Below are 25,589 nucleotides of genomic sequence, written 5' to 3' on the forward strand. Positions count from 1 at the left end.
CGTTGGAAGATGGGGAACGCGCCATTTCCGCACGATTACTGCGAGCTGAACGGCACTGACCAAAGAAAATCCGTTCGCAATCTTCCAGTGGAGTAGGCGGGATCGCTCTGTAGATCAGGCTTGCCGCGGAAGATCGGAAGGAAGACACGTCCCGCCTGGCCCTGCCAATCGGGCCGCCAAGCGGACCGGTTGTGGCAATTCATACAGTTGCTGACCGTGCCGTTGCCCGACCCACCGTCCGGAAATCCGGCCTCCAGCCACGGATTGAAGGCGACATGCGGCTTTCCATCCGATTCGAGCGGTAGATCCAGGTCATAGCTCGCGCTCATCAGAAAATTGCGCCAGACCCCGCCGACCTTGGCAGGCCGATCGGCAGCGAAACGCCCATCGTCGGGCCGATCGTGCCACCAGAAGGTCGCCCAAACCCAGTCGTCGATTTCCTTGGTGGTCAGATGGGTAGCCACTAGGACCACGTAGTCACCCTCCTGCAGCGGCCGCCCCAGCGCTATTTGCGCAGCTTGGGCGAGGCGACCATTCTGCATCGCGTTCTGGGCCGTCTGTGCATCGAGCTTGACCGCATGAAACGCATCGATTCCAACCAGATGTGCATCAGAAAACTGCTTGCCGAGAAAGAACACCGTCTTGGTCGCGTTCGAAGGAACGTTGGTCTGATTTGGGTCGACCGCGACGACGCGCGCCCAACTCGTGAATGGATTGCCGGTCGGACGGGACGGATTGCTCTCAGGATCCCACACGGGCAATGCCGTGACTTGGTCCTTCGCAATAGGCCACCACACTGTCTTCAGTGAGACCGTTTCTGCAGGGAACGCCGGAATCATGCGGTTGCCCGGGACGACCGGATCCGTCGCACCGTTTGCCCGCAGCGCGTCAAGTTCGACTGTGAGATAGAGCCGATTGGTGCGCACGTGCTTGTAGCCGGCGTAGTTATAGAGCACCTCTGACAAAAGAGCAGTCCCCGCAGCTTGCGGCACGAGTTCACCGGGCATAGCGGACAATTGGGCCGGCTGCCGGAAGCGCCGCACCACACGGCGAGGTCCCAATGCCTGCGGCTCCGGCCCGACCTGGAAAACCTCCTCCTCAGAGAACCAGGTCTCGAAGATTGAGTATTTCCCATCGGGCGTCGTCTGCGTCATGCCCGCAAAGACGTTCCAGACGTGAAGACGCTGAGCGGAAAGATTTGCCGACGTCCGATATTGCTCCAGGGTCTGCTTGCTTGCGGGAAAATCGAAGCCAGGCGGAATATCGAAGTATCCGGCTGGTGGCTGCTGCGCGAACGCCGCCATCGAACCGGAGAAAAACCAACCTGCGAGGAAGTAGAGAATGGATTTCGATGTATGCATGAAACCCCCCAAAAAAGAACTAGGCGCGCTGCTCAGGGTTGGTATCCGCCGTCAATCCACGATTGAAATAGCGCAATCTTCTCCGCAGACCAGGGACCGTCCCCGCCCTTCGCGGGCGGCGGCGGCATCACCGGTCCGCCCTGCGCCTTCAATCTGCGAAGAATCCCAGCTGCATTCGTCTTCACGTCGTCGTACTTTGAAAGATCGCAGAACCACCTCATGTGATCGATGTCCGTTTGTGTAAACAGTGGCTCTATATCCGCAGCAAATCCGACTTGCGGCTTCCCAGTTTCTGCATCCGACATTGACCCTGCTCCACTGCCGTCCCGGTAAATACCAGATAGAAGATGTGTCCCTCGGAGTTACCCCCACAACCTGTGGAAATGTATGTCTCGAGCTCGTTTGAACAATACGCACTTCTGCCGGTGAACGATGTTCGCTCTTGCGGTCCTATCAATGCGCATGCGTGGCCGCTCGTGTGACGGCGACGCTCGATGCGGCGTTCGGCACGACTTCGACGTTAAGCATCATGCCCTGATCCTCATGATCGAGAATATGACAGTGTAGAACATACTCCCCAATATAACGCGCATAGGTCGTGCGAAGCAGGATATGATAGTTCTGTTTGACGAATATTGTGTCGCGAAATACGTTCTTGAGATCGCAGTACTGGGGGTCTGGGGCGGGATTACCCTGTTTGTCCTTTAAGTCCAGCTCCGTACAACGGCCGTCAGCGGTAAAAATCGAGGCGCCCTTCGCATCCTTGATATCCATGATCTGAAACGGATTGACGTGGATATGAAAAATGTGGGCAGCGAGCGTCGAGGTCACGTTCCAGTCTTCCGTCGTTCCCAGAACCGGCTTGAAATCTACTCTTGACGGGTCATACAGCGCTCCGTTGACTTCAAAGCGCAGCGGCGCGCCCACCGGAAAAGAAATGTTGAAGCTGACGTCGCGCGTGCGGGCGATCGGCTGCTGGGAGAGATCCGTGTTCGGCGCGAAGGCCGTCAGATCGTCGTCGCGCAGCTGCTGCGCAATCGTGCCCGGCATAGTGGGGTCGGCTGCAATCAGGCTGTTGACTATGTAGGTCTTAAGATCGCCCTGCACTGGCGTTCCGCCGGTCACCCTGACCAGCGCAAGCAGCCGAGTGTCTTTCTGGCCTGGTCCCGGATTGACTACGCTAGACTGCTGAACGGATTGATCCAGGACGCAGAAGACGCCTTCGCTCGGAAATGCAATCAGCACGTCGCTACGGTACGCCGGCTGCAGGATATTGATCATCTTAGCAGTGGCGCGCTTGCGGGTCAGACCATCAAGGGCGAACTCCCACGTCTGGACTACCTCACCTGATTTGCAGTGCTGGTCCACCCAGTTCGACTGTTCAAGTGCGCCAACCGGAACGGCGGCCAGCGCCGGATCGACGTCGGTGGCCTTGATGATCTGCAGAGCAACAGTGTCGCGCACGCCAGCGTGAATGATCCGCCAGCGCTGGATCTCGCCAGCACGAATAGCCTCGCCCTCGCCGGGCTTCCACTCGCCGAATTGGGGCTGCATCTTGCCAGTAATCATCGTGTAATGCCCCGAGCTGCGCCAGGACCCGGGGCCGAACTGGGTCGAGTAATACTTCACTTCTCCTGACTTTCCGGGGGGACAATACCAGACAGACTTGCCGCCGCTTGCAAGCTTGGTCGTGATGGTGTCCGAGTTAGGGTCGTCGAAGCAGGCGTAAGCAATCTGCTGCAACAGGAGGACATTCTCTTTGAGATCGCCGCCGCCGCTGTTCTTGAGGATCGTGTCGATATCCGCGATACCACCGTTTTGCGGACGATCATCGAGGGTTCGCTTGCCCTTCACAATCAGGGCTCCAACCATGCCGCTTGATACTTGGGCGGCCGTGGAGCCGTGCCGGTGCGAATGATACCAGAAGGTTCCTGCAGGATGATCGACCGGAACGTTGACCTCGTATTCGAAGTTCTGGCCTGGTGGGTGTTCGAGCAGCACATTATCGCTGTTTCCGGTAGGCGAGACATGCAGCCCATGGAAGTGTAGATTGGTCGTGCTCAGGCAATTGGGCACTGAGTGAACGCGTCCCTCCGGGCTCGGACAATCCGTCGTATCCTCCACCGGCAGCTGATTGTGCAGCCGGATCCGCACGCTCTGCGATGGGTATAGCGAAATACTCGGAGCGATCAGCGACCCGTTGTATGACCGCAGGTGCACCAAATCCTCGCCGCCAAAGTAAGGATTGGCTATCTTCGTGTCGGTGTAATTGACGTTAAGGTCATAGGTCACGTCCTGCTGTGGCGCTAAAGCCGAGGGTGCCCTAAGGACCAGCAAGGATTGTCCGGGCGCCTTCTGTGGCGTGACTGGCTGAAGCTCCGCGGGGTTTCGGAACAATCGCGAGGTCATATCTTGCTGCTGCGCCAATGCTGACGCGACGCCACAGATGGAGAGTAGGCCAAGGGCAAGGCAAGAACGTACGCTCATAAGGTTGATGAACACTGGCTTGGCGCACACTTACGTCTCCTCCGCAATCGGATAGCCGGGCAATCAATGTTCTACAGCAGCCCTGCCAAGCCGACTATTCGCGCTTGATCGCAATAAATGACGCAACGACACCTGCAGCCCCGCCATCATGCGGCCTGGCCCTAATGACAGTACCAACCAGCGTTGGAATCTGATTCACCCCGTTCGGCCATTTCGGGGTCGTCGTAGCTCGATAATCGTATTCCCAGTTTGCGGTCGGCGTGCCAGCGCGGCCGGTGCCGAACAGCTCGACGGTGATGTCACCAGAGCTTGACGTCTGCATCGTGCCCTTCAAATCGAGCACATAGCCGCCGCCCATATCGAAGGTTCCGGTGACGTTTTTGCCGGACGGCTGATCGAACGCCATGATCCCCTCGCCGAAGATCAGACTCAGTGCCTTCGCGGCGCTATTGGCTGTCGATCCCTGCCCAAAAATAGCGGCCAGATTTCTGACCGCCGGCTCCGGATCATCGTTGACCGCTACATCAGCGCGATTGAGATAGCTGCGATACGTCCACTTTCCCGGCAGTGATGTATCCCAACTTGAGGATGGAGTAGCCGCCATGGGCGCAAGCATCAGTTGAGATTTGGTTTGCGCGGACGCAACGCTCGACGAAAGCAGCAGGTAAGCAAAAAACAGTAACGGGACTTTGCGCATGGCCGCTTTCCGCGTCACACAATGAATTCACGCCGCAATGGTCGTAAGGTACCGGAGAGTGTATATTTTGTCCATACCTATTTGTGATAGTCGTCGCTACCTGTGCGCCGCTGGTTTGAAATCTGTTCTGGCGATGATTAACTCTTCCTCGGCCTCGTGCCGGCGCCGCTTCTGATCGCTCGGTTTGCTTGCGACGCGTATCCTATAATGCAGCCGCCGCACGAATCCGGTTGAACTTCTCATATCCGCGCCGAACTTCATCGCAAGGATTGTTACAGATGCGGATATTCGGACCGTGCCAGGTTAGACTTCCATCTGTGAAGCTCTGTCCGGATCGTGGTCGACTACACGGCGATCGGCTCGGCTAGGACAGTTTCCCGCTCGATATCGCAAGACACTTCCCGCCCGACACTTGGCCGTCATTAATTCAGGCTAGGTATGTCACCGCGCAGGATGTAGCGCCGGCCGACCTCTGTCATCCATCGCGCGCGGGCGAGATGACTCTCATAGGTATGCCTGGCGCGAGCCGGCTCGATATTCGGATCGATGTGCGGTATGATCTCGGTGACCTCTCGCCAGTCGGCGTCCGCGTCCAGTAGGCGCTAATAGGTGACCAAACGCGCCCAGTCGTAGGACGTCCGTGGCGCGACCGTCTCATGGAACATGTAAAGCTTCGATTCGGCAAAAAGCTAACGGCTGCTATCGCAGACCTATTACGCAGAGAGAGCCTGTCTGAGGCAGCATGGCTTGCAGCACTACGCATCTCTGTGAGTATTGCTGACCCCATTCTTGCTGAGGCCATTGAAGCAAGCTGGGCCAACGACGCGGACCAATTGAACCATATCCTAAAGTTGATTGGCCCCACCGAGCTTCTCTCCGATCGGGCACTCTTTGCACGACTTGAACGCGGTGACCACACAGCAATTCCGGCACTCGAAGATAAGCTTCGCGGCAAGAACGACGCCTATTGGTGGCAAGCTGGTCGATACCTATGGTCGGATCGCCTCGACCGTAGATTTCGGCGCGACCGATTAGCTCGGCGTTTCCTCTTTGGTCGGCGGCAATGAAGTCCAAGGAGGCTTACGCAACAAGAAGCTCGCGCCTCCAATACTGATCTTCCGCTTGAACGACTGTACGACGCTGCTCACGAACGTCAGGCCTGTTTTGTAGGCCGCGAAAACCTCGTGCACGGTCGGCGCATCACCCAACCCGTAGCGATTGTCGATGACCTCGGACTCCCGACGAAATCTCTTAAGCGAATTTCGATCGGCTGCGATTCCATGGGCCGCAACGTCATCAAACAACCTAAAGAGATTATGCGTTTCCCGGAATTTACCGGTCTTGTGTTGCGCGAACGCTTTCAACGCGCGCTCGATCGCCAAGTGTATGCTCCAAAGGGCAGCGGGCCTTCCTGCGGCTTCATTGCGAATGGCCTTCTGCGCAGCGGCTTCAAATTCTCCTGCGATACCATCCATCAAGCCATGGACCGTCTCATCCGATGGCTCGATACCCATGCTGTTCACCCGGATCGACCGCAGGGCCGCAGCAATCTCCGCCGCGTCCTGAGACAGTGACTCTCGATCGTCTTTGTCGAGGGCAGCGATGTTGGGAGATTTCACGAGCCACTCGAGCGGATTCTCATCACTTTCCACTTCTTTAGGAAAAGATAGCCAAGCCGACTCTCCGGGCGTTTCGACGCGGCTGCGAGTTAGTGGAACAATCATTTCGACAGGAAGCCAGCGGACCAGAACATAACCATGCGCACTGCCGCTCGGGTTGTCACGGAGCGCGTCGCCATAGTGTTCCCGATACCAGTTCTCGACGTGGTGATAGATGATGGCGAACCAGGGTGTCACAACATAGTCCGTGTGGCTCGGTATCTCCTGCACTTTATCACCAACTCGAATTGCAGTGGTGAATTCATCGACGAACATGGTTGCCGCCACGAGCAACCGCTGCGCTAGCGGTGAATCGCTGTGCGCCAACCGGGTATCGATATACGGCATCACGTTGCCGATATATTCCGCCAGCTTGTCAGCTTGCTTGACGGGTTCTGCGATTTGTTCGGCCATGACCGTCTCTGATTCGAAAATAGGATTTTACCAAAAAGAAGGCCATCAGATTAGGGCGCGACCTGCGGCACGGCTCGCGTAAACCGAGCGCTGAAGGTCTCGGCCTTCCGGCTTCGATCCTCGCGCATATATATTAGGGGTCGCTCGCCGGAGGCACCTGCGAAGGGCTGCCGTTCCGGCACCGCTATCCCTGCCCGTTGCCCGGATACCTTCTTAACCCGGTCTCGCAACTGCACTCGCTTTCGGGTCCCGCCGTTCCGGCGTCGCTATCACTGTGCCCCTCATCGGGTGCCTTCTTTCCCTGAACAGCATCACGGACAACGGCCCCAAACAACCTAGCCGTTCTTTTCCCAATCCTTCCAATTCGGCGGATGCCCGTCATAGGTTCCTGTCCGCGTCAGTATGACCGGTTTACTTGAACCCTTCTCTTGCCAGGAGAGATTGACGAGCTGAGTTGCCGATGGGGCTCTAAAAATGATTTGGCCAGGCCTCCATTACCCCGAACGATACCGGGTTATCAGGCTCGCCCATGATAAGCGTGAATGGCATCCCCTGAATCAGAAAGTCAGCGGCCAATATCAGTGAGCGAGCTTCATCAATTCGCGTCTGAATCAGAAGACTATCCGTGTGATAGATCGGGGTCGATGCGTTCGTTGAAACATGCAAACCCCATCTGTCGGGCCAGCAGGCCTTTTGAAACAGAAGATCAACGCATTCGGGTTTTAGCTGCGATGAAATGTTCTTGGAAACGCTTAGCCCAAGGAGACATTTCAGCATCCAGCGCTCAATATCGGTGCCGCTGAACTTGACGTGCCTGCTTTTGGGGGCGCGGTCGAACGAGCGAATGGCCGTAGCAAAGTTATCAATGAGGCTATCGAGACCGCTTAGCGCGCTATTGTGCCGCTCGCATAGGACGTTCGAAGCAAGACCCTTCACGGGCACGAGGTTGAATGTCTCCGGCTCTTGCCAGGCCAAGCCCGCAATCTTTGCCGTGTTATTCAGTTCGAGCCTGCGCAGCAGCGACGCCGAGATGAAGTGTTCTTTCGATATTTTCGTCGAGCAGTTCGCATCCGCGTTTGCATAACAGCGGGGATGACAATAATTCGTGGGCTGCGCTGTTTGCTTGTTCACAATACCTTCGGCTTTTGAGTTCTTCGCGAAGAGAAACCAAGTACGGGCCTGCGGCCCCCGGCTGTCAAGGCCAAGGCGAGCGCCGCAAGCGGCGGCCTGTGACAGCCTATCCCCGGCCCATTGGCGCGGGCCTAGTTCGGTTGCGATGGCTCGCAACCGAGAGGATCAAGGTCGCCGACCTGATCCAGAGATGCCCACCAATTTAGCAAAGCCCCCCTCACGAGGTGCTCGAAGGTATTCAAGAGCATTGGCGTCTTTTCGATCTTCCAACTCGCATTGCGCGATGTCGTGGCTAGCCCGAATGGCCTCTCATGGACCGTGACCGATTCATCCCCTTGCCGACCGAAGCGCGGTGCCTCGCACATGGGGAGGGGAAAGACTGTTCCGCGATGCAGGCTCATCGAGCGATGGCCGTATATCAAGCTGAACACTTTCTTCATGTTCGAAGGATCGTAAGAAAACTGCATCCACTCCTCGGGTCGCGTGCCTGGAGGCGGCGGAGGAAAGCTTTGCATGAAATCCACAAATCGCTTCGTCGATCGCGTTAGCTGCTTCAGAATATCCGCCATCGGCTCAAGCAGCTCGGGGCTACTGCTTTCCTGAATCAGCTTAACAAGCTCCGGAAAGGCAAGTTCAAGCTGCTCAACCGGCGTTGCCTTGCCCGACCATTCTTGCACCGCCGTTTCAATCGCAGAAACCAGCATAAGCCAGGCAAGCGACGGATCGGAGTCCGCGATCCAGACGGCTTGCTGATATTGCCGAGCCGCCTTGATAAGCGCGTTTGTTTGTTCAACGGTGCGATCCGGGAAGGTGCTAAGTGCCGGCAAACCCGCATTCAGGTTTACAGGAAGTGCCAGCCTCGGAATTTGTGTCCGTCCTTCAAGCATGAGGTGCGGATCGGGTTTGCCGCTAAATTGGCTGGGGCGGCCAAACCGGTCTTCTCCCCGAAACTCGCGATTTACGCCTCCGGCTTTCAATCGCCTGCCGAGAAAGAGCGACGCCAGCGCAGCCATTTCGTCTAGGTAATCGCCACCGTGGTAGTGCTCGAAATCGTTCTCCATCGGCGTCCGATACGCAGGATCGGCGGACGGCTGGTAATGATGAGACATACGCATCACCACGGCAGGCCGAAGGACACGGCCCGGTTGGTCAGAAGCGTGGGCGATCGTGTTGATAAACGAGTACGGGCCAAGGTCAGGAATCTCGCCCGTCACCCATGTATCCGTGAACAGCGTGGCCTCGACGATTTCCTGAGCAGGAACGTCGTCTTTGGCTCTTCGCCAGTTTGTAAAGGTGTAACTAGCGGTTTTGGAAACGGGTTCGGTCATGAGAGGAGTTTGGTGTCCGCCCGCTGCGAAAGCAATCTTCAGCCCGCCGAGGCCGCGACAGTTTCACACGAGCCCGCCGGAGGCGTGAAAGTTTCACGCATTCTTACACACTCCTTTGCAAATTTGATTTCTATTATTTAGAGTCAGATAGTTACGTTATCCCCTAAGGGACTCAAAATCGCGTCACGCGATGCAATCGGGGCAACACCAAGTGTATCGCGGCTAGCACATTCTTTTCAGAGAAGCGATCCGATTTGGAAAACGATTCTGTTTTGCCGATGAGCGGGCCATTTGAGTTCTTAGATTCGGTTCGAGGCGGCTCGCCCGTCGTTTTCGGCCTCTCGGAGCATGCTTCCCTGGTGACAGTAGTGTCGAAGCGCACACAGCCGAAAGTGAGCAGCACGTGCGCGATTAAGTGCGTCTGGCCGCCTTGCTCCGCCGCCGTGTGCGCTCAAGCCCCAGCCGAGGCTGGCGCGCCTGGGGCTTCGGATGCGTGGTGCCCGTGTTGAGGCGGACACCGCCGATGCCTAGCCGTCCTCAAGCGGGGCTTTCCGGCGAAACGATCCGTAACTAAAACGGAAAACGGCACGCTTTCTATGTGATGCTTCACCTCGATCCCCTCCGGGATCAGCGGCGGCGAGGTCCGGCTGGGTTCGCCTCAGTTGCCGGGCCTCGCTTCCGGTCCCGACACGTTTTGGTCCTTAGCCATGTGCCCTGGCTGTTGTCGCTTTGCACTAGCGGCGGATATGGCAGGGCGCAGCTTCCGATAATCGGACGTTACTAACAGCGAAGTCAGCTTCGCGAAGTGCCAGACCCATGCGAGGTAACGACCGTCCGGGCTATCAATCGCGAGCTAAGGAGCCGAGCGTCAAACGACGCGGCTCATCGCCCGAGTTGCGGAGAGCACGTACTACGGGTACTATTGGATCGAGCAACTGTTTCAGTGAGCGCCAGTTCAATTAGACGGTGGCAGTAATGGCAACTCAGAATCCGCCAATCGGCAGTGCTCTCGATCACTTCAAGCTTCTCTGTGACTACATCAAATTTCATCTCGGACTTTACCTGGCGACACCACCGGTATTTGCTGTAATTGCGAAAGCGCTTGGGCAGAAGGTGATCGCATCGCCCTATTTTCTGAGCGGATTCGCGGTGCTGGTTGGACTGTGCTTTGTTTCCGGTGTCTGCGCAAGCTGGTTCATGGGAAGGCATCTGAACCGTTCGTGGGAAACCGGGGAATCCGTCGATTGGGATGCCGACGCGAGCAATCTACGCCGAAGGTTTTTGCACCACTATCTTTATTGGTTCGGGCTAGTCGCTGCGCTTGCAGGACTAATCGCGGCAGCGATAACAGCGCCGGCACCGACTTGAACCATCGTGCGATGCGAGCGAGATAACGATCCGAACCTCGAGGTGGATGAGCCGAGGCGTTCTTCCCATGACAGCCGCGATGCAGTAAGACCTCGCCTTTGAAGCGAACTCTCTCGCGCTGCATTTCGCCTTTTGGTCCATAATCGGACTTACAGTTGGCGAAGTCCGTTTCGCACCGCAAGTGAACTGATGAAGCTCCCTCTGATTCTAAAAGCTAAGGTGCGGACGAACAGCGAAATGAACCGCTCAGTCTGGCAAATGGCGCCATTGTCCCTGGACAGACGACGGATCAGACCCGAGTGACGATGAACTTCAGAAGCAGAAAATAGCCTATGAAGACGAAGCTCATCGCAACCGCTTGCCAGCCGTTCAGATTATCCAGTGGCCATGCCGGCCCCACTTGCGTCGCGTACCGGAATAGCGGCATAGCCAGCAGCACCGGGATCACAATCCCGAAGACGAGAACAAGTAGGGGCAATCCGAGATGGGAGTTCGCGAGCGGCACCAGCCAGGCGGCCCGTGACTTGACGAAATCGGTTGGCGGTAATGCGGGTGGCACCGTGCCGTTGGTAATGAACGCAGCAATATGCGGCCACTGGGTTTCCGTAATCGCTGCACTGTGCTTACCGTTGGCAAAGCCGATTGACTGCGTGATGTTGGGGTCCTTTCCCGCCTGATCGAAGCCGTCGAAACCGGCGCCACCGAGATCGATCTTCTTCCAGCGTTCGACGCTCTTAGGTAACAGCGCGACAACCCAATCGGCGGCAGCTGGTACGTTGTGGATTTTGCCGACGCGTCCGTTCCTCACTAGGCTGAGCCAGTCATAGTCCCGTCTGACCACGCTGCCGGCGAAGAACACGTGCTTGAAACGTGCGTCCGCATAGTCCTTCAACCCGCGCGCGGCAAGATAGGTTCCGTTGGAATGGCCGACATAGTTGAACTCGGCGTTAGGGAATTGTGCCCTGCTACCAACATACTGGTCCATTAGCCATTCAACCTTCTGCCGTCTAATCCAGGGCAATATGAACGGCAGCATCGCGAAATAACCGTAACTCGGCGTGCGCGCCCGAATACTGGGCGCACTGCTCGCCGCGTGTTCGCGAATGACCTTGGCGATGTGATGCGTCCAGAAGCCGTCGTCCCGGATGCCGTGCATGATGAACACCACGTCCGTTACGCTTGAATCGATCTGCGGAATGTCATCGGCCAGCAATGACGGGTCGCTTGCGATTTTTTCGAGACCTGGTGAGGACTGTGTCAGGGCGTTGATGAATAGCGTTCGTCGCGCGTTGCCGTCGGCCGTACCGGTAAAGACGGTTGCGTGGTCGTGATCGGTGTTGAGCATTTCGACATAGAAGTAGCGCCGGCCGTGCTGCGGTGCCGATGGGTCATAGCCATCGACCGCGACATCAACCAGATCCAGCGGCGAGGTGAAACTGTCCTGCCTGCCGACCAACTGAACCACGATCGGATCCTTGATGCCATGCACGGGCAGCTGGCTCTCGGCAATCACCTTGCTCCTGACGCCCGCATGCAATCGGCGGTAGGCCATCCAGTGCAGGCGGGTCTGCACGATGAACGGCGCGCCAAGGCGCGCGTCGAAAAGGGTCGGGCGCCAATCGCCAGGTGATAGGTGACCGATCAATCCGAATAGGTTGAGGATGAACGACGAGTACCAGTCGCTGCGTCCTGTGACCTGCCAACCGCGGTTGAACGCACTGATGGTGACCAGACGCTCGACCCGCGACGCCCACGGCCGCGAGTGCGCCCCCTCCAACGTCGCCTCGGCCTGAAAACCCGCCGGGTTGCCCGCGGCTGTCAGGAATAGCCGCCGCGCGAACACTCCGCCGAGACTGAAGCCGACAATGACGATACGCTCGAACGTGCCGCCGAACGCTTCACGCTCAGCAATGACGAGGTCAATTTCCTTCAGGAGATTGGTGATTATTTTTTCCGCACGAACGGACCTCAAGCGGTAGGCGTATGGCAATTGCGGCGCGTAGACGTCGACGCCCACCGTCGCGAAGGCGGATTGCGTCGCCGCGATTACATCTTCCATGCTTTTGGGGCTACCGCCCCAGCCATGCAGGACGATGGCCAATACTTTGGCCGGGCTATCTTCCCACCTCCGCAATCCCTCGACCATCGCAATACTCCTGGAGGATGAGCCGTTCACCGCTCGCTCCTCGCCATTTCGCACAACGCGTATCGCGAGCAGCCCAAGAAATGGATTGTTCAGCGGCAGCGGGTCTTGCTCGGTTTTCGCAGATTTTATCATCAGCCGACGCTTCGCGCGGGCCTTGGTCCGCACGACGAATTGGCTCGATAAATTACGACAATTTCTGATTGACGCAAGAGGACATGCACCGGTGGAATTGGTATGGCCAAATAGGATCGGCGCCGTCATCCAAAGGCGTGCGGACGTCTATACCGCGAGAGGAGATACTCGGTCACAATTGCGAGCCGGGCTGATGTTTTCCACGGCAAGCCGTCGGGAGCTTCCTACACGATCCCGAAGGGTCGTCCGTGCGTATATCAACCAATGAGCTTGCGGCCGGGGCTTGGTTTGCGAAGGCCTCGGGCATCTCGCGGACGCCGAACGTGCCTGTTTTTCCCGCAGGAGCAACCTATACGCTGAGCGCGGGGCTCGCGCCATCAGTACCGGGCGCGGCCCTTGGACGGTGTTTGGGCGACGGCTCCTTATCTGCACAATGGGTCCGTTCCGACACTGAGAGACATGTTGGTGCCGCAAGCCAAACGGCCGACCTCGTTTTGCGTCGGCAGTCGTGCGTTCGACCCGATCAAGGTCGGGCTTGTTACGAAGGCAAAGGCGACCCAGAGCTGTGCGGCCGGCCTTACGAACTTTGATGTGTCGCTGCTTGGCAACAGCAATCGCGGACATTCGTTCGAGGGCAAGGAAACCGACTTCACGAAGCTGCCGCCTGGCGTCATCGGACCAGAATTGACCGAACGCGAGCGCCGAGCGCTTGTTGAGTATCTCAAGACCTTATAAGCGATGCGTTGCCCGTCGACCTGTGTGTGTCGGCGCCGCTACCTTCGACATTCCGCCCGGGTCGCCCGCGCGCCGTTAGTGCGCGTGCCATTTGCCAGCCTCATTCAGGCCGCGCAGAGGGTAATGGGCGTCGCGCCCGGGGCCGCGATTTTCAGCTGACCTTAAAGGCCTCTTCATTTTGCATTGGTGTCGGCCGGCCGGAGCGAAAACGTCGCCGCTCGGTGGCGACGACGCGAAAGAGCCGCGTCCAGAGGACGGCTAGAGCCATAGCGGATCATCTTCCGATCCGCCTCTATGAACAAGCAGTCCCGCCGTTCCCACAGGCTCATCGGCTCCTGCAGATGCGCGACCTTAGCGCGGTTGGGACGGGCCTCCTGCTCCCTTGTCGCGGCTCATGATCCAGCTTACGCGGCCGCCCATGTGCGCCCCCTCATCGGCAGCATATCGTCGAGTGCCTGGTCGATATCATTGCAGATGACCGTTCTGCAGCCATCGCGCGCGATGGACGATTGCGCGATGCGCCGCATGAACTCCTTGATGAAGGCGGCGCTGAGGCCCTCGCTCTGTCGCACGGCTTCATTGACAACAGCCTCAGTGAGTGGCAGGCGTTTGCCATAGAGCCGCACCAGCTTGTCGCGGCCATTAGCATCAGGTAAAGGCACCTCGATGACCTGGTCGATCCGGCCAGGCCGCGCCGCGATCGCGTCCTCGAGCTCTTCCAATCGGTTGGTGGTAAGTAAGAACAGGATCTCGGCGTCCTCCTTCAGCCCATCCATCTCGTTGAGCAGCTTGTTGAGCAGCAATTCTTCGCGCGCGTCTCGCATCTCATTGCGGTCGCGCGCGATCAGATCGACGTCCTCGATCACCACCAATACCGGCTGCAACAGTCGCGCGAGGTTCATATATTCACCGAGCGCACCGACTTCCCCGGCTGCCATTATTAGAGTGGTCTGATCAGCCAGGTTAGTTGCGAGGTATCGGATCGTGTGGGTCTTGCCGGTGCCGGGCGGGCCATAAAGCAAGATGCCCTTGCGTGTCGATTGGCCGAGCCGGCGCAGCGCATCGCGCATTCCGACAAAGCTCAATACATTTCCATCGAGCAGTTTGAGCGCCTTTTCGGGCAGAATCACGTCCGCGCGGTTTACCCGGGGCCAACGATGCACCGTAACGCCGCGCGAACGGCCGCTGTAATTCGAACCGCTCTCGAGGGACAGGATCTTGCCACGGTACGATCTGGCAGATTGTACCGCTCTCTCCAGTTCAACGAAGCAGTGCTGCGCGAAAGACTCGCCGGCCGCGCCGGCGGGCACCGCGACCTCAATGTGCATCATCTCCTCTGGGTCGGTCCCGCATTGTTGCACTGGCTCGCGGTAATAGTACAGCACGACAGCGTAACGAAGCTCGTTCGCCTCGGATAGCCACAGCCCATTGTGCAGGCATTTGACTGGCGTAGCCTCACCGATGTCGATCTCCTGGTATTGTGGCGAGGCCAGCAAGACGGCATCGTTTCCGGCGCGCCGGAGCTCCGCGAATGACAGCTTCTCCAAAACCCATCGCTGATGCAGGCCAAAGAAGCGGACCGGCGCAGCGAACAACTTGTCGATTGCGATCTGGATGTCCGCGCGCATGTGGCCGGGAAATTGCCGCAGCATAGTCACGAGGCTGTTCGGCGGGATATCAGCGAAATGCCAGGCAACCGCGTCACGGGCCAATTCCAAGTGGATTTCGGACGGATCTGGCACCTCGGTTTCGCCAGCAGGCTCGGAGGTGATTTGCAACGTATGTCCTTCAGCTCGGATTCGTTCCTGCGCCGCATCGAAGAGCGCCTTTGCAACTGACGGCGGGAAGGGGCCGCACGCGGCCTTGTCCTGCCGTTCGATCAACATGGAAAGGGCGTAGGCATCGCGCTGATGTCTGCCGAACACCTCCCGGAATAGATCCACCACGAAACCGCGCGGCGTCTCACCGGCATCTTGAAAAACCAGCTGTACTGACTCGGGCACAGTGCAAACTTGATGACCCATTTGAAGCTCCTAGTATGAGTGAAGCGGATTGGCCTTACTTCGCCTGATGCGCTCCATTCGTTGCTCGGTTGTTAGAGGAACTTGCGCTTTGCCGTCCAGGCCATTCAGCTGCATCGACTGCCGGAGAACTCATTGGCCGCTCACGGTGCACCCCATCAAGGCCGGCGTCGATTGGGCCGAATGGCGCAATCGACTGCGATAGCCGAGTAAGGACACGCAGGCCGGAGCGGACCAAACGCACAATCACGTCGTGGACCTGGGCGACGGCATGTTTGGGCTTTGTCAGTATCCTCACAGTTGTGCTCTCTCCTACAGTCCTTACGCGCCCGTGTTGGTGTAAAGGCGAATGATGTCACTGCTCGTCATCCAGCCGCTCTCGTTTCCGGATCTTTCAGCAAATTGCATGCCGGCCGCGGCAACGATTTTCAAATGCGCCTTGCAGGAACAACGGCATGAGCCTCTCTTCTTCAAGCTCGCGAGTGGCCAGATTAGCGAGCTGAAATTCACACCGTCGCGGTTCTGCCGACGGCACTAGCCACACTCCGGTCGGACTTTTCTCAACCGATATTCCCCCTTTTGGATAAGCTAGCGATTGGCCACCCCGCCAGGATACGATCGAACTGGGGCTAACAACCTCGCCCCCAATCACCGCAATGTCCGATGACTTGTGCTGCGTCTCATCACTTCTGATGCGGCGGAGGGCCTCGGCAATTAAGAAGAGCTAGCAGTACCGGGCGGCGCTCAGTCGCCGCCGCCTGTTTTCGTCCACAGCATGCCATCGCACCACACGTGGTCAACGCGGTCCCATTGACACGCAGATGCCGCATTGGGGAAAAAACCGCGCCCATTGTGATTGGCGCTGGTGTTGCATAGTAGCGGAATGCCCGTTAGACCTTCGTATTCCACGAGAAGCTCGGCGACTTTGTGCTGAGAGGTCCTGCAAATAGTCTGCAATCGTGCAGATCCGTCCAGATGCACAACAGCGGGGATCTTATCCCGCCATTCTGCTCGTGTTAGGTGCTCGAACAGCATGTAAGGGTCTGGCGTTCCAGGGCTAAAAATATCCGGCGCCCGATCCTCCAGGCATATTGGCGCTACAGGCCGAAAGTGCTCACGAAGTTTGATGTCGTTGAGACGGTCCTTCATTTGCGGCGATGTTGCCGACGCCAGTATGCTTCTGCTACCCAGAGCCCGAGGTCCAAGCTCCGCGCGGCCTGCAAGGAAAATGACGGGCTTGTTGCTGGCGAGAATGGTTGCAAGTTGACGCATGCTGCATGATGCGCCGCTCCATCCGGACGGCACGTCGCCTCTTTCCACGGCTGGACCACTATAGACGGACCACTCCAATGGTACAAAACCGTGCTCCGCCGCCAACGCGGAGCAAGCAGCACCTATTGCCGAACCACTGTCATTCGGAAAGGGCGGCACCCAGATATCATCGAACAAGCCTGCAGCCCGTAATGCGCTATTCCATTTTATGTTGAGACCGCAGCCGCCGGTTATGCACAGATTGCGCGCGGGAAGGCTCGAATGTCTCTGTATAGCACTCGCGAGCTTGCCAACGAGCAGTCGCTCTTGGAAGCAATGGAAGGATGCAAGCACATTTGCGGCGGGTTTGGCCCTGAACCGTAGCGCGCAGGCATCGAAGAACGCATGGACAGGCTCAAGCGCGGCTTCTTCGCTGCAACGACCGACTGGCTCTGTAAACGTGCTGAAGTGTTCTTCGTAGAGCTTCTGAAACACCTCGACGATGCTCTCATCGACTGAACCGAGCGCGATGTAGGCCATCAACTTGCCCGCAACACCGAGGTCCCACTTGGTCCGGTTCGCCTGCTTGTAAGGCCCGAAGTGATAGCCTGCGGCGGCATAAGCATGCCCGATCAGCGGGAAGAGACACTCGAGGAACCTGGCTGCGCGCCATTCTACATGATAGAGCCGTGGAAAGGAGGCGCCGTCCCAAACCAGGCAGAACGCGGGCTGCCCGGCCTTGGCGAAAGGACTGGTACAAAAAGCGGAAGCCACGTGGGCTGTGACATGCGGATAGCTTTTATAGGGGAAGGCGCTCTCCTTGAGCATCAGCCCAGCGCCGTCGTGCGCTACGAGAAGGCCTTCGGCATCGCCCTCAACATACGGTGCCCCTTTGAGGGCAATCGGTGCAGTCCCGCTGAGAACCTGAAATTGTGACTCAACCTCGCCCCACCATCCATCGATAACGAACCGGTCAACGTCCCGCGGATTCAAACCGTGCTGTGCCAAGGCGTGAACAACCGCATCGAGATTGTGGAGTTTTTGATATCGCGGGTTATTGTCCCGCTTCTCCTGCTCGACACAAAAGACCAACCGTCCGTTCTCGACAAGGGCGACTGCTCCGTCATGGGTCAGTTTGATACCGCAGATTCGCATACAGTCTCCGAACCTAATGTCAGATACATCGATTTGAAGGCGCCCCCACTGCTGCTCATGTCGCGACAGTCAGATGGGCTCCCACAGTCACGATGCACGCTCTGGGCCAGTTCCAATCCGAGGAATCGCTGGCAACTGTCTGATCAAAGTCGAGGTTGGCGGCGGCTTGATCGATTCGTGACACCGAGCGCGTTCGGTTTCAGACCAACCACTCGGGCATGCTGCAACAATTTCAATGCGCACGACCTGCGGCGCCTTGTGCCTTCTCCGAGCGAGCTGGGATCTCGCTCAACGTCGCGAACAGCCGCTGATCGTTGCACCGTCGCCCGTGTTGCGTGAAGACAAAGAGACGTGGATGCCCTCGACGCCTAAGGGTCGCGCTCTCTTTTCCGGCGCCCTTACAAAGTCACGGCGAAGACGAGCGTCAGTTGTTCTCTCGTTTGGCTCGCGCCGCGGCGTAGAGCACGCGCCCCGCCGCCCGAATACTGCCGGTCCGCCGCGCGGCTTCGACCCGGACCGAGATCGGAACCATGCCCTCCAAAGAGAAGATTGCGCTCGATTCCCATGCCGAGCGGCGGACGGACGGCCATCATCTCTGCCAGACTGAACGACCCCCGTTCGGGTTCACACAGATCAGCCAGGCCGAACAGTGTGTCGCCGTCGGCATCGAGCTCGGACGCAAGCCAGACTCCCGCACCGAGTGGATTGAGAATTTGACTACGGACACGTGGTCGGTGTCAGGCTCACCGCCGTTGGCGAGTAAGCGTTCGCGCATCTCGGGGTCAGGAGGATCATGTCGCCCTCCTGTCCATGCCGCGCTGGGTCTGGTCGTCAGCTGGCAGGAAGCCGAGAATCCAGGCCGCCTTACTCGCCTGGGAGGCGGCGCGGACAACGGCGCGATTGTCCTCGCGCAGCACCTCGAGGTAGGAGCAAGGAACGTCGTGATCGCCGGGCCAAGCGCGCGGTTGGTGCTGAGTGCGGAGGAGCGGGCGTACTTGGAGGAACAAGTTCGTTGTCGCTCAGCTAACGAGCAGCAATAGGATAACTTAGCGAAATCTTAGTGCGACGAAACGCAACCCTCGATAGGAGCTTGCCGTGGGGCGGGCCGCCGTTATCACTTCAGGGTGCGAACTGGGGACTATGTGGACTTGCAGGATTGAGACGACCATCAACGATTGGTTAGCCTGTCAGAGGGAGGGGTCTCAACTGGAACAGCAAAGCCAGCTTTTACCCGATCTAATACGACCATCGTCTTGAAGCATTTGATGTCCGGGTTCTTATAAAAGAGGCGCCTAGTGAACTGCTCATGGTCCTCCATGGTACGTGCGGTAACGTAAAGGACAAAGTCAGCATCGCCCGTAACGTAGAAGCCGTTGACGACTTCAGCTGAAGATTTGATGTCCTTCTTAAATCTATCAATTATATCCGAGCGCTCCCGCTCCATTGTAACCAGTACAAGCATTTGGATTGATCTTCCAACGGCCTTCGGCGAAACGATTGAGACATCCGCCTCGATGAGGCCTTCCGAACGGAGCCTCTTTATTCGTCGTTGACATGCCGTGGCAGAAAGCCCCGCCAGTTCACCGATTACCTCGGAAGTTAGGCGGTTGTTCGTTTGCATGATCTCGAGGATACGCGCGTCTATCCGATCGTAGTGCATGACAGTTCCAGCCTTGGAGGTGAATTTCACCGCAGCTTCGATACGCCGAGTGCAGGAAACGATCCGAGAGGGTCAGATCCGCCCCACGGTCACGAGGCCGGTGAGGATCGCAAGAGACTCAAACAGGAAGTAGCTACCGAATATCAGTTCCGCGTCATGCGCCGTGTCGATATCCCGCGCAACTGCTTTTCGGGTGAAGCATCCCCCTGTGAGCATTCCACGCGGACGCTTGTCGGAAGGGCCAACGGGCGTCAGGTACTCCGAGGCCAGCTGAGTCACGGTACGTTCTGCGAAGTCTCGATACTTTGCGCCCCCGGTGGACCCGAGCGCGGACGCAAGCCGCAAGGATGCTGCCGCAGCGATAGCAGTGGCCGCCGTATCCCTACTCGTCGTCGGGATCGCTGGATCATCAAAGTCCCAATACGCAACCAGATCGGAGGGGACGTGGTCGATCCACCAGTCCAGCACACGCACCGCATATTCGCGCCACAAAGGCTCTTTGGGGCGAACCATGGCCGCATGAGCGGTATAGAGCATCGCCCAACCCTGCGCACGCCCCCAGGTGCTCACATCGCTATATCCCTTGTGCGTGTGCGTTCTCAGCACCTTACCGTTTTGCGGGTCGAGCGTGGACGATTGGATTACCGAATTGTCAGGTCGCACATGGATTTCCAATACCCTCCGCATGTGGGCATTGGCGACCTCTTCCATGTGCGGGTCACTCAATTGGTCCGCGGCCCAGTAAAGCAGGCCGGTGGCCTGGAGAGAGTCGATACTGCTTTCAGCGCGCCCCACGGCGTTCGCTTCCTCAGCATCCTGGCCTAGTGGTATCAAACCTAGCTTCGGGTCAAACATCTGTTCCAGCGACCTAGCCGCCGTAAGCGCTGCATCGCGTGCCATCTCATCCCCGAACAAAATGCTTCCGAGGGCAGCACCGTGGTAGAATCCAAACCCCTTGAATGCCGTTCGGCGCGGGGCGCGAGGTAGCATCCGGGCCAAGGCGGCGTGCGCGTCAGACATCGGGAAGCGCTGGGGATCGGCAAGATGGGCGAGCCAGAGTTCGCCCACAAAGGCCCCGCCAGTCCAATCACCATCGGATGTGAACGTCCATTTTCCATCTTCGAGGCGGGCCCAATGTGGCAGGCCAGTCGTGGAGGCATCTCGCGTTTGCGCGATACGCGTCAGCATGCGCTCACGCGCAGCTAAGAAGTCGTTGCTCGACATGTTTTCTCCTGAGAAAGCGCTTTTGGGTCCAAGCAAAGCCAGAATTGTCTACAGCGGCTCTAACGTCAGTCGCCGATGTAGAGGTGACCTCGGTTCTTTGCGGCGTGATAAACGACCACGCTGAGCACCGCGATTACAGATCCGTAGACGGGAAACATCCAGGCCATCTGCGCATGCTGCAACCACACCAGCAAATAAGGCGACGTTCCGCCAAACAGTGACACCCCGAGCGCATACCCGACTGCGATGCCGGTCGTACGTACCGCGCGAGGCATCAGGGTGGCTGCGATGAAGTTGTAAAGAGCCATGTTGAAACCGACAACCGCACCTCCGAACACCATCACGAAGAAGAACGTGGAAATGCTCTTCTCGGAATAGAGCAAAGTGATGAAGAAGCACGCGACGAGCAGCAGCCGGAGTAGCGTGAATGCGCGCGAGGGTCGAACCTTGTCCGCGAAGGCGCCTACGAAGGGCGCAGTCACGATCCAGATCACGCCCATAAGAGTCGTAATCCCGTACACCCAGGTGCTGTTCTCCTTGAACACGCCGTTGGCCAGGTTGGGCAAACCGGCGTTCCAGGCGTAGTTCGCGATCTGCACCGCTCCAACAACCAGGATGACGGCGAGCAGCGAAAGCCGTACGCTCCAGAGCGTCTTCCAAACGCCGCCTGTGGTCTCCTGAGTGCGCGACAACTCGTCGCGCTGCATGGCGTGCTTGATCAAGGTCTCCGGCAGTTTGCTGCGTAGATAAATGATGAGCAGGCCGAGCGCTCCGCCGACGGCAAAGGGCAGTCGCCACGCCCATTCGTGCATTGTCTCGGGAGCAACCGAGGCACTTACCAAAAAGGCAACCAAACTGGACGCGAAGACACCGAGCTGGATAAATGTCCCACTGATCAGACCAAGGTATCGCCCCTCCTTACCCGGGGGTGCAAGTTCGATCGCAATGGCATTGGCAACACCCGCTTCAGCGCCGGTGGCAAGCCCCTGGATGAGCCGGACGAGCAGCAATATCACCGCGGCGGCAACACCAAGTTCCTTGTAACCCGGCAAAACGGAAATCAGGAGCGAGCACAAGGCCATCGCCGTGACCGAGATCATCATCACCCGTTTGTGGCTGACCCGATCGGCGATGGGTCCGAGTATCGCTGCCCCTACCGGTCGCGCGAAGAAACCCGCACCGTACACGGCAAGTGCGGCGAGCAGCGACGTCGTCGGGTCACTGGACGGAAAGAAGAGTGGCGACAGAAAAGCAGCCATCATTCCGTAGACGGTCCAGTCGTACCATTCCAGGGCTACACCGCCGCCTAAGGCTATGGTCATGCTCCTCGTGGCGACCTGTTTCTCATTCGGTGCGGCCGGCGCCATGGTTTGCGGCGTGGCTGCAGCGATGGCTTCAACAATAGTGGTCATTCATTCCCTCCGTTTTGTTTATGATGAAAACGTTTACATTTCGACGCGACAGCACCACTTTGGGTGTTGTCGCGTTGCGTCGCTAATCCCCGGGCCGATCCGAGGTCAGTCCCCCGTCAATTTCCGGAGAATAACGGCTGCCGCTTTTCGATGAAGGCAGCCATGCCCTCCTTTGGATCGTTGGTGGTGAGTGCATACCGGATCGCGCGCCGCTCAATCGCCAAACCCGCCGACAATGGCGTCTCGTAAGCTGCCTGACTCGATTCTTTGGCTGATTGGGCAGCGATCGGCGCGCGATTCGAGATGAGGCGTGCTATTGCGAGCGCGCGCCCGAGGACCTGGGACGCCGGCAGCATTTCGGATACGATTCCCGCAGCGACTGCCCGCTCCGCGCTGATTGGCTCATCTGTCAACACCATCTGCATGGCCAAGGGGTTGCCAACAATGCGTGGTGTTAACCGCTGTGTGCCGCCATCTCCCGGCATGATCCCGATCGTGATTTCCGGCTGAGCAAGGACGCTGTCTTCCGCCAGCAGCAAGATGTCAGCGAGCATCACGAGTTCGAGACCGCCGCCCAGACACACGCCTCGCACGGCCGCAATGAGCGGCTTGGGGAAGCCGGCGATGATATCCCATGCATCCTGCCGTGTGGGATCGCTCAGCGCCTCGAAGCCGTGCTGCCGCATCTCCTTGATCTCAGCACCAGCGGAGAAGGCGTGTTCATCGACACTGAGGACGACGCATCGCACACAATCGTCCGAACGAGCCGCACGAAGCGCGTCGGCAAGCTCGCCCAGCAGGGCTGCGCTCAGCGCATTTCGTTGTCTTGGACGGTTGAGCCGTAGCAGGAGTATGGCTGGGTCAGGCCGCTCAAGGACGACGAGGGATTGGCTGAGGTGGTTCATCTCATACCTTGAAAACAACCCGCGTGAAGCGCCTTTGCTGCAGCCGGAGGCTACGCGCCGGCGGCCTTCTTCGGAAGGAAGCGTTGCATATTTGCTCGGGCCGTTTCGTGAGAAATATCCTGAGCAAAGTATCGATTTGCCAGGTCATCCATGACTTCTGCCCTGGCGGTTATTGAAGTGGAGAAGAATTGTTTCGTGGTCCGCACGGCATGTGGCGGCATTTTCGCCAGACCTTTGGCGTAGCGGAGCGCGGTGTCGCGAGCGGCTTCAGTTGGCGACGACAGAATGTCAGCCAGCCCCAACCGATGAGCTTCCACCCCATCGATCGCGGTCGGGCTCCAGCTCAAGGCGCGAGCTACGAACGGCCCGACGCGTGCCGCTAGAGACTCCAATCCAAAGCCCGGCAACCAGCCTAGAGACACTTCGGGCAAATGCCAGCGCGCTCCTCGAGCCGTGATGACAACGTCGCATGAGGCTGCGAGCATAAAGCCGCCGCCCAAGGCAAATCCGTCGACAGCGCAGACGACGGGCTTTCTGACAAGAGCGAGCGAACGGACAAAGGCACCGAGTCGGCGATTCAGGTCGAACGTGTCGTTGATATCGCCGGCTGAAAAGTCTTTGAGGTCTGCACCGGCTGAAAAGCCAGGGCCGTTTCCAGCGAGCAATATTACATTGACATCCTTGTCGTTGGCCGCGCGGCCCACCGATTCAATCAGATCTTTCAGCATGTCCTCGCCCAGAGCGTTGCGTCGCTCTGGCCGATTCATCGCCAGGATCTCGACCTTGTCCTCGTATTCTCTTGAAACAAACTTCACGTCAGCCGCCCCCCCCCTACGCCTGCGCGAGGCCATCGTGGAATCGCGCCGACAAGTTCATCGGCTCATTCTTGAATATCCTCGCGTCCATCAAGTTCAGGTCGGGCGAGACGACGACGTCGAACTCAATATTCGGCAGCACTTGTTTTTCGACTGATATACCCGGCGCGACTTCTGTCAGCATCAGGCCTTTCGGTGTAAGCTTGAACACGGCACGTTCGGTGATGAAGACAACCTGTTGCTGGCGCTCCTTTGCAAAAGCTCCGCTGAAGGTAATCTGAAGGACGTCCTTCACCCATTTTTTGACCGTTCCCTCCTCTGCAATAACGAGAGAGCCATCATCCGCGATCGCCCTCAATCCCGACGCCGTGAGAGTGCCGGAGAAAACAACCTTTCGGGCGCCCTGGCTAATGTTTATGAAGCCGCCAGGTCCTATGATCTTGTCGCCGAAGCGGCTAACATTGACGTTGCCGTGTCGATCGACTTCTGCTGAAGATAAGAATGCGATGTCCAACCCGCCGCCATCGTAGAAATCGAACTGATCCGGTTGCGGCGCGATCATGTCGTAGTTCGTGCCGGCGCCGGCGTCCTGTCCTGGCGCAGGAATACCGCCAATCACCCCCTGCTCGGCCGTCAGTGTAACAGAGCGATATATTCCTTCTTCGGCTGCGACGACCGCAATTCCGTTCGAGATGCCATAGCCGATGTTGACGGTAGCTCCGGGGGTCAACTCAAGCGCCGCGCGTCGCGCAATTATTTTTCTTACATCGAACGGTAGCGAGGCGATTTTGCCATCCGGCACGCGCATTTTTCCGGCATACGCGGGGCTATACTCCGTTGCATAGGTCTGCCGCTGATTGGGATCGACGACGAGATAATCAACCAAAACCCCAGGTATTCTCACTTCTCGTTGGTTTAGGGTATTGTTTGCAGCGATCCGTTTGACCTGGACAATGACTGTTCCGCCACAGCGGCGCGTGGCAGCGGCAATCGACATGCTCTCCCCGACATAGGCCTCGTCTTCGAGGGAGATGTTTCCCTTCTCGTCCGCAATACTACCCCGCAGAATCGCAACCTGAATTGGGAAGGTCTTGTAGAGCAGGTGCTCTTCTCCTTCGATATCAACAACAGCAACCATATCCTCTTTGCTGCACTCGCTTTGCTTGCAGCCGCCAATCCGGGGGTCGGCGAAAGTCCTGAGGCCCACTTTCGTGATTACGCCGGGTCGCCCCGCCGCGTTTTCACGAGTGAGCTGCGCCAAGACTCCCTGAGGGAGGGTGTAAGCTTCAATTTCATTGGCCAGCGCACGGCGCCCAAGCGCAGGACAATTGTTTAAGCCACTCGCCACCACTCGGCGCACCAGGCCTGGGGCTGCCAACTTGTTGAATCCTGTCGTAGCCCAGTCGCCGATGGCCACCGTCCCTACTAGCATCAAGTTCCTGGGAGCCCCGCTCTCGGAATGAACGTCGCGAAGCGCGTCGATGATTAGCTCAGGGATCGCAACTCCGGCTGAACCGCCAAAGTAGACACAGTCGCCATCTGAAATCAGCGACACGGCTTGCCGAGCCGTAATGATCGGCACCTCGCCCGTTCGCATTTTCTTTTTCGCTTGCATAGTTTCTCCACTGGCCGAATGCCGGCTCACCGTTTCCAACCCCCGCCCGCCTCGCGATCGAGGCTGACCGCATC

Annotated in this window: 17 protein-coding genes and 4 pseudogenes; 2 read left to right on the plus strand and 19 right to left on the minus strand. The window is 58.1% G+C overall.

Annotated features, from left to right (window positions below; genetic code table 11):
- Window positions 1-35: 35 nt before the first annotated feature.
- The 8 genes and pseudogenes from GGD63_RS30715 to GGD63_RS30745 all read right to left on the minus strand — a co-directional run bounded on the left by GGD63_RS30715 (window position 36) and on the right by GGD63_RS30745 (window position 9,076).
- Window positions 36-1,361 carry a hypothetical protein gene (locus GGD63_RS30715; protein WP_183247596.1) on the minus strand — a complete coding sequence of 442 codons (1,326 nt, stop codon included), beginning with the start codon at window positions 1,359-1,361 and terminating at the stop codon, window positions 36-38.
- A 32-nt stretch (window positions 1,362-1,393) separates the two neighbouring features.
- Window positions 1,394-1,666: a hypothetical protein gene (locus GGD63_RS30720; protein ID WP_210316034.1), complete on the minus strand. Its 273-nt coding sequence runs from the start codon at window positions 1,664-1,666 to the stop codon at window positions 1,394-1,396.
- 148 nt (window positions 1,667-1,814) lie between these two features.
- Window positions 1,815-3,878, minus strand: a complete 2,064-nt coding sequence (locus GGD63_RS30725; protein WP_183247598.1) for a multicopper oxidase family protein — start codon at window positions 3,876-3,878, stop codon at window positions 1,815-1,817.
- Window positions 3,879-3,942: 64 nt separating this feature from the next.
- Window positions 3,943-4,545, minus strand: coding sequence for a hypothetical protein (locus GGD63_RS30730; RefSeq protein WP_210316035.1), 603 nt, complete (start codon window positions 4,543-4,545; stop codon window positions 3,943-3,945).
- Window positions 4,546-4,967: 422 nt separating this feature from the next.
- Window positions 4,968-5,210 (minus strand): annotated as a pseudogene (locus tag GGD63_RS40340) (DUF2285 domain-containing protein).
- A 366-nt stretch (window positions 5,211-5,576) separates the two neighbouring features.
- Complete coding sequence (locus tag GGD63_RS30735) at window positions 5,577-6,617, minus strand: HEPN domain-containing protein (protein ID WP_183247600.1); 1,041 nt, start codon at window positions 6,615-6,617, stop codon at window positions 5,577-5,579.
- Between the two features lie 468 nt (window positions 6,618-7,085).
- Window positions 7,086-7,904 carry a hypothetical protein gene (locus GGD63_RS30740; protein WP_183247603.1) on the minus strand — a complete coding sequence of 273 codons (819 nt, stop codon included), beginning with the start codon at window positions 7,902-7,904 and terminating at the stop codon, window positions 7,086-7,088.
- Entirely contained in the window at window positions 7,880-9,076 is a 1,197-nt protein-coding gene (locus GGD63_RS30745) for a hypothetical protein (protein WP_183247604.1), read from the minus strand. The genes GGD63_RS30740 and GGD63_RS30745 overlap by 25 nt, the downstream gene beginning before the upstream one ends.
- A gap of 975 nt (window positions 9,077-10,051) precedes the next feature.
- On the opposite strand from GGD63_RS30745, the gene GGD63_RS30750 reads away from it, so the two are divergent.
- Window positions 10,052-10,444: a hypothetical protein gene (locus GGD63_RS30750; RefSeq protein ID WP_183247606.1), complete on the plus strand. Its 393-nt coding sequence runs from the start codon at window positions 10,052-10,054 to the stop codon at window positions 10,442-10,444.
- A gap of 289 nt (window positions 10,445-10,733) precedes the next feature.
- Here GGD63_RS30750 and GGD63_RS30755 read toward each other — a convergent pair whose 3' ends face one another.
- Complete coding sequence (locus GGD63_RS30755; RefSeq protein ID WP_183247608.1) at window positions 10,734-12,755, minus strand: hypothetical protein; 2,022 nt, start codon at window positions 12,753-12,755, stop codon at window positions 10,734-10,736.
- A 354-nt stretch (window positions 12,756-13,109) separates the two neighbouring features.
- Here GGD63_RS30755 and GGD63_RS30760 point away from each other — a divergent pair.
- A pseudogene (locus GGD63_RS30760) lies at window positions 13,110-13,457 on the plus strand (cytochrome C); the annotation flags it as partial.
- Window positions 13,458-13,861: 404 nt separating this feature from the next.
- Here the strand turns inward: GGD63_RS30760 and GGD63_RS30765 are convergent.
- From GGD63_RS30765 to GGD63_RS30805, 10 genes and pseudogenes are all read right to left on the minus strand, one after another.
- Window positions 13,862-15,481, minus strand: coding sequence for an ATP-dependent Clp protease adaptor ClpS (locus GGD63_RS30765; protein ID WP_183247611.1), 1,620 nt, complete (start codon window positions 15,479-15,481; stop codon window positions 13,862-13,864).
- Window positions 15,482-16,222: 741 nt separating this feature from the next.
- Entirely contained in the window at window positions 16,223-17,884 is a 1,662-nt protein-coding gene (nodU, locus tag GGD63_RS30770; protein WP_183247613.1) for a nodulation protein NodU, read from the minus strand.
- Between the two features lie 424 nt (window positions 17,885-18,308).
- Window positions 18,309-18,679: pseudogene (locus GGD63_RS30775) on the minus strand (DUF2958 domain-containing protein).
- Window positions 18,676-18,813: pseudogene (locus tag GGD63_RS40345) on the minus strand (antirestriction protein ArdC); the annotation flags it as partial. The pseudogenes GGD63_RS30775 and GGD63_RS40345, both read right to left, overlap by 4 nt.
- A gap of 239 nt (window positions 18,814-19,052) precedes the next feature.
- Window positions 19,053-19,544 (minus strand): Lrp/AsnC family transcriptional regulator, encoded by a 492-nt coding sequence (locus tag GGD63_RS30780; protein WP_183247711.1) that lies wholly within the window; start codon window positions 19,542-19,544, stop codon window positions 19,053-19,055.
- A 72-nt stretch (window positions 19,545-19,616) separates the two neighbouring features.
- The gene (locus tag GGD63_RS30785; RefSeq protein WP_183247614.1) at window positions 19,617-20,768 is read right to left on the minus strand and encodes a glycoside hydrolase family 88 protein; all 1,152 of its coding nucleotides are present in this window, start codon (window positions 20,766-20,768) and stop codon (window positions 19,617-19,619) included.
- Window positions 20,769-20,833: 65 nt separating this feature from the next.
- Window positions 20,834-22,180: an MFS transporter gene (locus GGD63_RS30790; RefSeq protein ID WP_183247615.1), complete on the minus strand. Its 1,347-nt coding sequence runs from the start codon at window positions 22,178-22,180 to the stop codon at window positions 20,834-20,836.
- 116 nt (window positions 22,181-22,296) lie between these two features.
- Window positions 22,297-23,085 (minus strand): enoyl-CoA hydratase-related protein, encoded by a 789-nt coding sequence (locus tag GGD63_RS30795; RefSeq protein ID WP_183247616.1) that lies wholly within the window; start codon window positions 23,083-23,085, stop codon window positions 22,297-22,299.
- Window positions 23,086-23,135: 50 nt separating this feature from the next.
- Window positions 23,136-23,900, minus strand: coding sequence for an enoyl-CoA hydratase/isomerase family protein (locus GGD63_RS30800; protein ID WP_183247617.1), 765 nt, complete (start codon window positions 23,898-23,900; stop codon window positions 23,136-23,138).
- A 16-nt stretch (window positions 23,901-23,916) separates the two neighbouring features.
- Entirely contained in the window at window positions 23,917-25,515 is a 1,599-nt protein-coding gene (locus GGD63_RS30805) for an acyl CoA:acetate/3-ketoacid CoA transferase (RefSeq protein WP_246785719.1), read from the minus strand.
- Window positions 25,516-25,589: the final 74 nt, after the last annotated feature.

It is taken from the genome of Bradyrhizobium sp. cir1, from assembly GCF_014198245.1.
GTDB lineage: Bacteria > Pseudomonadota > Alphaproteobacteria > Rhizobiales > Xanthobacteraceae > Bradyrhizobium.